Raw genomic sequence first — 11962 nt, forward strand, 5'->3', positions numbered from 1 at the left:
AAATAAGTCATATACTTCAGTAAAATAAGAAGCATATATTGGGTTTCAGGACAAGACTATGATAGTTGCATGATAGGTAAATGATAGTTGAAAACAGGAACTATCATAGGATAACATATTGATTATATGTATATTATATAAAGATATGATAGTATGATAGCTCTTTTATTCCTGTGATAGTTCTGAGAAACGCCCTTCATCTCTTTAATAGGAAACCGTCACGTCAAACCCTTCTTTCCGTGCCCGGTCGGCTATTGCGTCCAATGCTTCTTTGGAAACTTTTTTAAGTCCTTTCAATGGAGTTTCACGCTCTATGGTATAGATCATTACCTGTTTCGGTTTGATTTGCTTCAAGGCTTCAAGCCAGCCGGTTATTTCTACTTCGGTTGTATTATCCACTGATTCACCGTTTACTTCGCCTTTAAGAAACATGGTTTGGATAATCAAGTTTCCTTCAAAACGGCATAATTGTTCCAGTAATTTATCAAATGTAAAAGTAGGGGAGTTGGGGGCATTCAGTTGCCGGATCCGGCTATCGAGCACGGAATCGAGTTTCAGTATATTGTCTTCTATCTTATTCAATGCCCGGAATACTCCTTCCTTATGCAACATGGTTGAATTGGATAGGACGGCAATCTTGGCATTCGGAAAGAAACGGTCGCGGGTGGCAATCGTATCTTCTATAATACCTTCGAACTCCGGATGCATGGTAGGTTCTCCGTTACCAGCAAAAGTAATTACATCGGGAGCAATTCCTTCGGCCTGCATAGCCGATAACTTTTCCGTCAATGCTTTCTTCACTTCTGCACGTGTCGGCAATTTGGTACGTGTACGCCGTTCCCCATTCAGTCCGCATTCGCAATAAATGCAATCGAAAGAACAAAGTTTGCCGTCCACAGGAAGCAGGTTCATACCCAGAGAAACACCCAATCGCCGGCTATGTACCGGGCCGAACACTATTTTATCAAAAAGAATCGTTGACATATCTAATACGTTTTTATCTATCGAGTTCTCTATATAACAAAGAACAGGATAATATTTCCTGAATTACGGATACAAAGCTACAAAAGACCTTATAATTACCAAGGATGAAAAGCTAAAAAGAGGATCATCCCCCTTGCTTTATTGAAACATTATTTATTATTAATTAAATAGGCAATAAGCTATGTTTCACTACTTTTGCGACTAGAGGCTGTGTCAAAATTTTGTTTTGTCATGGCGGACTTGATCCGCCATCTTATCCTAAACATTGATTATCTGTGTAGGATGCGATCCCGGATCAAGTCCGGGATGACAGAATAGTGAATTTTGACACACTCTCATTTATCATAGAAAGCGTCCGGCTTTATCCTTTTCAGTTTATATTTCATAGTTTATAGAATTTCGACACACTAGTATTTCACATTACCTGTTATGGGTAAGTAGTGATATACCAGGGTGCCTTATTGTGTGCTGTAAACTGTGATGACTGACTGCTGATACGATAAAAGCCGGTAAATTCCTGCGTTTTCTTTTATAACAATTGTCACTTCAGGGAATCAGTGACGCAATATTTTATATTGTGCTGTTTAATTCCATAGAATTCATTTGCTTCCTGCCGATCGTTTTCATTGTATATTGGTTAGCAGACAAGCATTTGAAATGGCAGAACTTCCTTGTCGTAACAGCAAGCTATATCTTTTATGGCTGGTGGGATATACGTTTTCTTTCTCTGATCATACTGACCAGTTCCTTTTGTTTTGTCAGCGGACTTCTCATCGAACGGGCCGAAGGCAACCGGAAGAAACAGAAGATAATCAACACGATCAATATTTTACTCAACATAGGTATCCTGGGAACGTTCAAATATTTTGATTTCTTCAGTACTAATATTGAAACTGCATTACATTCATTAGGGTTTGAACCGGATTGGATAACACTGGATATACTTCTTCCCGTAGGTATTAGTTTTTATACTTTACAGGCTTTAAGCTATAGTATCGACGTATATCAGAAGAAAATATCCGCCTGTCATGATCCGATTGCATTCTTCGCTTTTGTCAGTTTCTTTCCGCAGCTGGTGGCAGGTCCCATAGAAAGGGCCACCAATCTGTTACCCCAATTTTATAAACGACGTACATTCGACTACAGTAAGGCAATAGACGGCTGCCGACAGATGTTATGGGGATTTTTTAAGAAGATGATCATTGCCGATAATTGTGCGATGGCAGTCAATGAAATATGGGGCAGTTATCAGTATCAGAGTGGTTTTACTCTTTTACTCGGCGGTCTTTTATTCACTTTTCAGATATACGGAGATTTTTCCGGTTATTCGGATATTGCTATCGGATGTGCCCGGTTATTCGGAATAGATTTAATGAAAAACTTCAATTATCCCTATTTTTCAAGAGACATCTCCGAATTTTGGAGACGCTGGCACATTTCATTAAGCACCTGGTTCCGCGATTATATCTATATCCCGTTGGGAGGAAGCCGTTGCAAGAAAGCAAAAGTAATCAGAAATACTTTCATCATATTCATTATCAGCGGACTCTGGCATGGGGCAAACTGGACGTTCATTCTATGGGGTATTTATCATGCCTTGTTGTTTATGCCTCTCTTGCTGCTCAATAAAAACAGGAGATATACGAAAAATGTAATCGCTGAAGGCAAACTTTTACCCTCTTTCAAAGAAGCTGTACAGATGTTTTCCACCTTTTTCCTTGTCCTTATCGGATGGATTATTTTCCGGTCCAACGACATCGGCGAAGCATCCGACTATTTAGCACGTCTTTTTTCTCCGTCTTTATTCGAGGTATCCTTTCCGCACGGCAAAAGAGCGTTGATATATTGCTTAGTACTACTCATTGTTGAATGGATACAACGGGAAAAAGAACATGCATTACAAATAAATAAAGAGATTAAATCACCTGTGGTCCGTTGGGGAATCTATTATATCCTGATTTTTATAATCGTCTTTCTGCAAGGTACACCGGCCGATTTCATTTATTTTCAATTCTAAACGATATGAAGAAATTTATAAAACGATTGATTGTCTTTCTGATACCTATCCTGATACTGTTCATCCTGTTGGAATATGCTATCCGGCAAATACCGAACACTTACAAATATAAAAACGAGTGGATGTCACAGCATGCAGATAGCCTGAATACACTCATATTGGGTAATTCACATTGTATGTCGGGAATCAATCCTTTATTCCTGACCAACAGCGCTTTCAATTTCGCAAATTCTTCACAGGATTTGGAACGTGACTATTTTGTATTAACCAAATATGAGAATATGTACAATAATTTAAAATGCGTTATCCTTTCTTTTTCATATTGTACACTTCAGGACAAAATGGATTATACGGATAAATCCCGGTTAAAATATTATGGTATTTATATGGGATATGAGAAATATAAATACAGTGTGGAAATAACGAGCAGCATTACTTATGAGAAAATAAAAGACTATCTGAAAGAGGGTACTTCACAATATTCTCCTTTAGGATTCAGAGTAAACAAATCTTCAAAAGATAATTTGGAAGTAAGTGGCATAAAAGCAGCCAAACGACATACATTAAATAATCGGAAAGATTTGAATGATAATCTGAAATATCTTCACAAAATCATTCAGTTCTGTGAAGATAAACAGATTCAATTAATTCTTGTCACTACACCAACCTGGCATAGTTATTATGAGCATCTGGATAAGCATCAACTCGACCAATTATTATCCACCGCAAAAGAACTGGATAATAATCACGAAAATGTATTTTATTTCAACTTTCTAAAAGATGACCAATTCAATGATAACGATTTCAAAGACGGCGATCATTTATCAGAAGACGGTGCAGAAAAATTCACTAAAATACTAAAGGATTCCATCAAACATAAATTAGATATTGAATTGTAAATATATCTTCTAAAACTTATACCGTAAAAGCATATACATATCCGTTTTATTATGTCCTTTTATCTCTTCCTGATCCGTACCGATTAAGTCGCGGTCTGCATAATAACTATGTCCCAGTTTAGCAGAAAGAGAAAGTTTCTTTATTATATCCCATCGGAAAGAAAATGACAACCTGATTCCTTTCCCATAAAACGAAGGCATACTGAAAGCATACAATATATTTTTCTCATACGAATTGATACGGCTGTAATAATCGTCCGTATGAAAATAAGCCAGGTAAATATCTGATTGGAATGGGAGAGAAGACGGCTTCCAGCCTGCACCTTGCGAGATCATCCATCCAAGACTCCGTTTTCCTTTTCCTTCATCATAATAAACACCGTCGGCAGATGTTTTCAACATCCATGTCGATTGCATTCCATAAAGCAATTGCAGTCTGATACGTTGCTGGGAATAAGGCAGAATACTCAATGCCAATTCATTTTCCAACGTCCGGTTCTTTTCTTTCTTTCTGTATTTATAACGCAAATAGGTCGTAAAGTTCTTTCCCGAATTATAATCCAGCTGAACCATATATTCCTGTCCCGAAGAAGGAGCATCCACACCGTATTTCAACCAGGGGAAACGGAACAAATCCGCATACGCCGACAATTTGAAACGGGCAAACGGCGTCCACTGCATCCCGGTATAGAACCCCTGTTCATTCTGTACGGATGAATGCTGTCCGAAAGCATTCCCGAAAAAAGCCTGATACTTTTTATCATAATAACGATGAAGCAACAATAAAGAAAAATAGGAGACAGGCGTTAACCGGATGGCATTCAATGTGGCAACAGCCTTGTTTGAGGACATGGCTGTTTCTCCGTAAAACTTTATTTTCTTTGTTTTAAACATGTAATCAACGCTTATGTCGATATTATCGTTTCCACGGAAATAGAAAAGATTATAAGGTTTCGGGTCCGGTTGTACCTGATATTTTCCGAAAGAGTAGGAGAGAGCTGTAAACCCGACGGAAAGATTCGAAGTCGTATAGTGTACATTTCCGCCATATGTCTGCATAGGAACCGTATGTTTCTTTTCCCAATCCCGCTCCAGCCGGTGCAAACCATCTGTTTTAAATGTACTGACTTCATAGTTATCAACACCGGCATCTAACTTTCTATACGAGTATAACAAACTGATATATACCTGTTTTAATACTAAAGTAGAAGCTACTCCGCGAAAGTAATCATTTTCATTTGTTGAAAAGTGACAACGGAAACCATTGCTGCGTCTTTCCGCCTGTGCCACTATCGAACTGCGACCGGGAGTAAAATCATTACTGATAACCAGACCTTGCCCGAAAGAAACCTTATAGTCACCGATAGCCAAAGTTTTCAACCATTTATTCATATCTTTAAAAAACAGGTGTACCGAATAAAAATCATAGCCTTTATGATGGTTATTCCAAAACGGTTCACCGGCATCCTTTTCAGCTACCATTCCCCATTGAAGCCTGTCATCAAAAGTATACGAATAACGCAGGGAATGATAGAAAGGTTCCCCCAGATATTTCCGGTTCGGATATTGCTGTAAGATACTATCCGGATATGAACAATATCCCTTTTTCTGTTGAAAACACTTATCATATCTGATTTGCAATTCATTAGAACCATACTTCAACATGTTCTTAACAGAAAATGGCCGCTTATTAACCGATATGTCTCCGATATAAACAAACGGAAGCAATAAAGAAATCGTTGAAAAATCCATTCCTTCCACATTCTTCAGTTCATAAAGAGTGACCAGCTTTCCATATTTCACACGATAAGCCAACAGGCTATTTATTTGTTGGTCAGACAGGAAAGGCAGACGTTTCAGTTCAGTTTCGGTCACACTGTTCAGTTCAAAAGGGTGTTCCGACAGATAGGAAAGGTCCGAATACAGGTTTTCAATCTGTGCTTCATCTTCCGTTTCAGAAGCCATTTCTTCTATATATTCCATCCACTTATCAACAGAATATATAGTCTGACTATTAAGGTTATAACTGTTTATAAACAGGTATACCAACAGGGTTGTCAACAATCTTTTCATAGTGATCATTCCGTTAAAAACAATACTTCAAACCAATACCGGTACTTATTCCCAACACCGGGTGATAAAGAGCGGCCATATCTACAATAAAACCCGATAACCGGTATCCTATTCCCAAGGTAGGCAGGAGAGGGGTTGTCTTAATACCGGTGCGTACATAAAAATGAGTAAGCAACTGATATTCCATGCCGATGCAACCTGTTAATACGGTCTGTTTATTCGTCTCCGCATTTCCGGCTATCAACAGGTTGTTAATTACTTCCCATTGAAAACCTATTTGCAATGAATAAGATATAAAAGACTCTATATCAATCTCTTTTTTCTGAATACTGACGGATGGAAAATCCTGTATCAACACACCAATCAACAACTTTTCAACGGGAATAAACAAGATACCGACATCGGCAGACAAGTATTGCGGCTTCTCTTCAACCAGCTCGGTCTGAAGAAATGTATATTGAATACTAATACCAACCGTCCATTTTTCAGTAAGTGATTTTCCCAGGAAAACACGGAACATACTTTCCCGGTATCGGTCGTAACCGAAAGAAGAGATATTAACACCCGCAGAAAGTAAGTTGTTCGGATAACTGAACGACAAACCCACCGTTCCCAGTTCTTTCAGTCCGTAATAATTAAAGTAATTGATATCAAAAGACTTATAACTATCCAAAGCAACTACCGCAGGATTAAAAAGTGCAGATTGCACAACACCACACTCGCCCATTCCCATACAACGAACACCGGGCAAACGAAGGTTATTAACAGCATACAAACAGGGAGAAATCCCCAACAGGAGGCATAAAAACAATTGTTTCATAGATAAGATATTTTTGGTTGTTAATAAATAAACGCTCTTTTAATGCAAAATACTATTCAATATTCATAGTCATACCGTTTTGTCATTATCAGAATCGGAGCAAATATAATGATTCTTATTGACTTGACAACTTATTAACAACTAAATTATCATTTCCATATAATTAGTCAAATTCTGTAAAACCGGTACAGGCTATTGGTAAATCACCTACTTTTGTAAACGATGATAAAGAAGAGATGGTATAAAATCCTGATTTTATTTCTATTCTGTGCAGTTGGAAGCCAGGCGCAGAAGCTGAAAATAAATACACTTCCCGAAGGTGTACAAAGAGCGTATGTCGACGGGAAAGATACCATTGCCGTTGTTAACTTGCAGGAAGTCTTTGTCTTTCCGCAAGTTCGTTTTAAAAACAAACGGGAAGAACAAAAGTATAACAAACTGGTCCGCGATGTCAAACGTACGTTACCTTATGCCAAGATGGTCTACGAAACATTAATAGAAACGTACGAATACATGGAAACCCTTCCCGATGACAAAGCCCGCCAGGCTCATCTGAAGCGGATGGAAAAAGACTTGTTCAAAGAATATAAACCGGAGTTGAAAAAGCTGACTTTCTCGCAAGGCAAACTACTTATCAAACTGATAGACAGGGAATGTAACCAATCCAGTTATAACCTGTTGAAAGCTTATCTGGGTAGTTTCAGGGCCGGCTTCTGGAACCTGTTTGCCGGTATGTTCGGAGCCAGCCTGAAATCCGAATACGACCCGAAAGGAAAAGATGCCATGACGGAACGGATCGTTATCCTAGTGGAAAGAGGATTACTCTGATAACTGTTTAAAGAAATCCCAGATAACAATCCCGGTCGTTACCGACACATTCAATGAATGTTTTGTCCCGTATTGGGGTATTTCAATACACATATCACAGTTATCAACAACGGATTGTTGAACACCTTTTACTTCATTTCCCATGATAACAGCGTATTTTTTATTCCTGTCTAACAACAACTTATCTAACATCACGCTTCCCTCTGCCTGTTCAATGGCACATACGACATACCCTTGTTGTTTCAGGTTATCAACAGCCTCGTGTGTATCTTTAAAATATTTCCAGTCGACCGTTTCTTCCGCCCCTAAAGCCGTCTTGTGAATCTCTGCATGAGGAGGACAGGCCGTAATGCCACATAAATAAATAGCCTCTACCCGGAACGCATCGGAAGTACGAAAAACGGAACCGACATTGTTCAGGCTCCTAATATGGTCAAGTACAACAATTAAAGGCATCTTTTTACTTTCCTTGAAAGCCTCCGGCGTGAGGCGGTTCATTTCTGTTATCTTTAGTTTACGCATAGCTATTTTCTTTGGTTGCAAAAGTAGCGAATTAATGTGGATATGCCGTTGAAAAGGTATTGATAAGTAGTGAACACAAAATGAAAAAAAGTTCTTGCATTATTCAGAATCTCCATTATACACCCCCTTGTTTTAATTATGCAACAATTATAACCCATTATTTATTACAAGCTATTAACAAGGGTTATACACGTTTCAACAACCATCCGGAGATATAAACTTTTACACACAACCAGTTATCAACATAAAACTAATAAAGTACGTAATATAAAGATATACAGTAATTAAAATATCATTATTCATGTTAGTATCCTCTTGATAACCGGTTCATATACTTTAATAACTCTCCAAACAAATATTGTAACATAAATGTATTAACTGTTTCAACAGGATATTATATTCATCATATTTAAATTTTAAATTAAAGATTAATAAGAATATAATATATGATTGTGGATAACTAATGATTGATGAAACCTCATGTCATTAACTCATATCATCGGATTAAGAATAGTGACAGCGAATGTCCCGAAGGGACTAACTGTGAATATACCCCGGATCCGGTCAATAACATAGAATTAAAACCTCGTATTATTATCCGGATAGCTATGACTAAGGTCAAAGGTAATAGACTTTAAGCGTAAAAGCAATAGGCTTTAATGATAAAAGCTATTAGTTTTGAATATTGTCGTCCCGGTGAGGCGGCATCAACACCGGGATGGCATTTCAATGTCATCGGGATGATAATAAGCTACTTTTATTGAATGTATTCAAATGTTAACGGTGACAAACACAAGGGCAAAAGTAGTATGTTTTTACCCCTGGTTGTAACTGTTTTTAAGGATAACTGTTTGATAATGAGGTGTGACAAACTCTCTGCTCGCCCCTATAGAATAAGGTAAATAATTTATACCTTTTTTTGTCATTGGATAGCTAAGTTTAGCTTTTGTTTTTCGGTTGGAATGAATAAAGTTTTTACCTTTGCAGATTATCAACAAGAAGTTAATAACTATACTAATAGTAAGAATATCAATAATAAAGACTGGTGATAACCTTGTTGATAGACTATTGAAATCAGGAATAATATAATAGATATACTATGTTGACGAATCAATCAATCGGATATATGGACGCACCGGTTCCTAAAGATATTAATCTGAAGGAGGCCATTGATAAGTTGCGTAAAGAGAAAAATGCAGTTATCCTTGCTCATTATTATCAGACAGGCGATATACAGGATATAGCGGATTATGTAGGGGATAGCCTGGCACTGGCTCAGTGGGCGGCTAAAACAACGGCGGATATCATTGTTCTTTGTGGTGTTCATTTCATGGGTGAAACGGCAAAGATTCTTTGTCCGGATAAGAAGGTATTGGTTCCCGACCTGAATGCAGGTTGTTCGCTGGCAGACAGTTGTCCGGCTCCGGAGTTTGCTGAATTTGTAAAACAGCATCCGGATCATGTGGTTATTTCTTATGTGAATACAACTGCTGCTGTGAAAGCGGTGACAGATGTGGTGGTAACTTCCACGAATGCCCGTCAGATTGTTGAAAGTTTCCCGGAAGGAACGAAGATGATTTTCGGTCCGGACCGTAACCTGGGTAATTATATCAACAGTATTACCGGACGTAATATGTTGCTGTGGGATGGTGCCTGCCATGTGCATGAACAATTTTCACTGGAAAAGATACTGGAATTGAAGAAACAGTATCCGGATGCGGAAGTAATCACCCACCCGGAATGCAAACAGCCCGTTATACAGGTTTCCGACTTCGTAGGTTCGACTGCGGCACTTTTGAAGCATACCATCAAGTCTGAGAAGAAACAGTTCATTGTAGCGACGGAAAGCGGCGTCATTCACGAAATGCGGAAAAAGAGTCCGGAAAAGGAGTTTATCCCGGCTCCGCCAAACGATAGTACCTGTGCTTGTAACGAATGTAATTTCATGCGTTTGAATACGATGGAGAAGCTCTATAACTGCCTGAAGTATGAGATGCCGGAAATATTTGTAGACGAAGAGGTGCAGAAAAAAGCTATTAAACCGATTCGGAAGATGTTGGAGATATCTGAGAAGTTAGGTTTATAATAAAAAAATCAGCCCTGTTATTCATCATGATAACAGGGCTGATTTTTTATTTTACTACCATTATTTTAGTAACGACACTTTCTTTAGCTTCCGGTGTTGCTGATAATACCAGGTAAATTCCGGTAGCAACACGGCCACCACCTTTTCTTCTGCAATCCCATGTAAATGTTCCACCGGCCGATTTACCCTGATAAATGATATTGCCTTTCAGGTCGGTTATTTTTACATTTGAATCATTCATCAATCCGACGATGGTTACACGGTCATTCTGTTCCGGCCGAACGGGATTCGGATAAGCATATATATCCGAATAATCTTCACTGCCTTCCGTTGCATCTCCCATATAAGATACCAGTCCTTTTTCGGTACCGATGAAGACTTCTCCGGTCTGCTGGTTGATAGCTAGAGTATTGACCTGGTTGGATGGGAGTGGAGAATTGGCTGTTGTAAAGTTGGAGATGGTTTCCATCCCGTCTTCACTGACTAAAAATACACCGGAACTTTGTGTTCCTATCCATTTACGATTACCTCCGTCGACGGCGATGGCATTGATTTGTTCGCCATCCAGAAATGCATAGCCTTCTCCATTTCCGTCTTCTAACGGACGAATGACACGGGAGAATTGTAGTTTACTTATTTCAGCTTTGGAATTAAGACAATAGACAGGACCTCTGTTTGTCCCAATCCAGATTTGTCCGTTCTTATCTTCTGTAACACAATAGAAACCGGCAGCTTCTATACTTTCGTTATTATTCTTGAATATTGTAAATGAATCGAACTCATCATCGCTGACGTCATCTATCGTTCCTTTATCATCTAAAACGAAAATACCAATTGGAGATGGAGAGTTAATCCATTTTCGATTATTTGAAGCAATTAATATTTTATCTGCCTGATAAGCATGATTCAATTTGTCATGAATCAGAGAAATCCAAGTACCATCTGCTTTTAATACTTTGATGCTTCCATCGTCTATCTCACAGTTGGTCATCCATAGATTACCTTCTTTATCGAAGGTTAAACTTCCTATTCGGTTGTAAGTGAATTGTTGTTCAGTTGTTTTATTTAATGCGGGAGATATAGTACTATTGGTATGATTGTATAGTTTTACGAATTTATTTTCTCTAAACTCTAATACACCTTCTCCATAAGCGGAAACAAAATAATGGGTAGGATCTTTGGGGTCGACTGCTATCCCTGTGTAATCTTTTGTTGTAAATATGAAGTTATTTTCTGGAAATTGTTTGTTGACTTCTTTATTAACTTCGTTTTCGTCGAGATTAAACCATTCGTTTCCATTGTAAATCATTAATGTTCCGGGAATATTTAATCGATCGGAATTACGGCCTCCTCCCACAATATATAATTGATTGTTTTCTATGGTCATAAAATAATTATAATTCCGTTTGGGAGAATATAATTCATTATTTGTATTTTCCAGGATAGTAGTATATTGTTCGTTACTCTTTTTAATTCCTTTTATACCATTTATTCCGGTCGCTATCCAAAATGTATTAGCATCTTTACCGGATGTAACATCGTTGATATTTTCTACATTAATAGCATCTTTAGTCGTAAAATTTGAATAGATATAAAGAGTGGAACCGGTATAAGTAATTAGCTTTTCATTCCGGACAAGTAAATTTTTTAATTGATTGTTTTGAGAGATTATGTTTATCTGTCCGTTAGATTGGTAATAAACTCCACTATTCTGAACAAAGAAACATAGATTA

At 38.0% G+C, this 11962-nt stretch carries 9 protein-coding genes; 4 read left to right on the plus strand and 5 right to left on the minus strand.

The genetic code is table 11. The features are described from left to right. Positions 1–204: 204 nt before the first annotated feature. On the minus strand, positions 205–984 hold the full coding sequence (locus DXA15_RS23100; RefSeq protein WP_128135592.1) for a radical SAM protein: 780 nt from the start codon (positions 982–984) through the stop codon (positions 205–207). A gap of 577 nt (positions 985–1561) precedes the next feature. Here DXA15_RS23100 and DXA15_RS23105 point away from each other — a divergent pair. Together DXA15_RS23105 and DXA15_RS23110 are read left to right on the plus strand one after the other, a co-directional pair. Further along, the gene (locus tag DXA15_RS23105; protein WP_128135593.1) at positions 1562–3001 is read left to right on the plus strand and encodes an MBOAT family protein; all 1440 of its coding nucleotides are present in this window, start codon (positions 1562–1564) and stop codon (positions 2999–3001) included. A 5-nt stretch (positions 3002–3006) separates the two neighbouring features. Beyond that, the gene (locus tag DXA15_RS23110) at positions 3007–3900 is read left to right on the plus strand and encodes a DUF1574 family protein (protein WP_128135594.1); all 894 of its coding nucleotides are present in this window, start codon (positions 3007–3009) and stop codon (positions 3898–3900) included. 9 nt (positions 3901–3909) lie between these two features. On the opposite strand, the gene DXA15_RS23115 is transcribed toward DXA15_RS23110, so the two are convergent. Then, positions 3910–5973: a helix-hairpin-helix domain-containing protein gene (locus tag DXA15_RS23115; protein WP_128135595.1), complete on the minus strand. Its 2064-nt coding sequence runs from the start codon at positions 5971–5973 to the stop codon at positions 3910–3912. Positions 5974–5986: 13 nt separating this feature from the next. Next, positions 5987–6793, minus strand: a complete 807-nt coding sequence (locus tag DXA15_RS23120; RefSeq protein ID WP_128135596.1) for a hypothetical protein — start codon at positions 6791–6793, stop codon at positions 5987–5989. A 222-nt stretch (positions 6794–7015) separates the two neighbouring features. Between DXA15_RS23120 and DXA15_RS23125 the strand changes: the two genes are divergently transcribed. After that, positions 7016–7621, plus strand: coding sequence for a DUF4294 domain-containing protein (locus DXA15_RS23125; protein ID WP_128135597.1), 606 nt, complete (start codon positions 7016–7018; stop codon positions 7619–7621). On the opposite strand, the gene DXA15_RS23130 is transcribed toward DXA15_RS23125, so the two are convergent. After that, a complete protein-coding gene (locus DXA15_RS23130; protein ID WP_128135598.1) occupies positions 7613–8143 on the minus strand; it encodes an RNA methyltransferase in 531 nt (176 codons plus the stop codon). The two genes, DXA15_RS23125 and DXA15_RS23130, sit on opposite strands and share 9 nt — an antisense overlap. Before the next feature lie 1099 nt (positions 8144–9242). Here DXA15_RS23130 and nadA point away from each other — a divergent pair. After that, positions 9243–10229, plus strand: coding sequence for a quinolinate synthase NadA (nadA, locus tag DXA15_RS23135; RefSeq protein WP_128135599.1), 987 nt, complete (start codon positions 9243–9245; stop codon positions 10227–10229). Between the two features lie 46 nt (positions 10230–10275). Here the strand turns inward: nadA and DXA15_RS23140 are convergent. Beyond that, positions 10276–11962: two-component regulator propeller domain-containing protein (locus DXA15_RS23140; protein WP_128135600.1), on the minus strand; the 1687-nt coding region annotated here is incomplete at its 5' end.

Source organism: Parabacteroides sp. AM58-2XD (assembly GCF_003463685.1).
Taxonomy (GTDB): domain Bacteria; phylum Bacteroidota; class Bacteroidia; order Bacteroidales; family Tannerellaceae; genus Parabacteroides; species Parabacteroides segnis.

Bases quoted from the DNA above. Each gene is read 5' to 3' on its own strand.
- DXA15_RS23100 (WP_128135592.1), bottom strand. From the start codon at position 984: ATGTCAACGATTCTTTTTGATAAAATAGTGTTCGGCCCGGTACATAGC.
- nadA (WP_128135599.1), top strand. From the start codon at position 9,243: ATGTTGACGAATCAATCAATCGGATATATGGACGCACCGGTTCCTAAA.
- DXA15_RS23130 (WP_128135598.1), bottom strand. From the start codon at position 8,143: ATGCGTAAACTAAAGATAACAGAAATGAACCGCCTCACGCCGGAGGCT.
- DXA15_RS23115 (WP_128135595.1), bottom strand. From the start codon at position 5,973: ATGAAAAGATTGTTGACAACCCTGTTGGTATACCTGTTTATAAACAGT.
- DXA15_RS23125 (WP_128135597.1), top strand. From the start codon at position 7,016: ATGATAAAGAAGAGATGGTATAAAATCCTGATTTTATTTCTATTCTGT.
- DXA15_RS23120 (WP_128135596.1), bottom strand. From the start codon at position 6,793: ATGAAACAATTGTTTTTATGCCTCCTGTTGGGGATTTCTCCCTGTTTG.
- DXA15_RS23110 (WP_128135594.1), top strand. From the start codon at position 3,007: ATGAAGAAATTTATAAAACGATTGATTGTCTTTCTGATACCTATCCTG.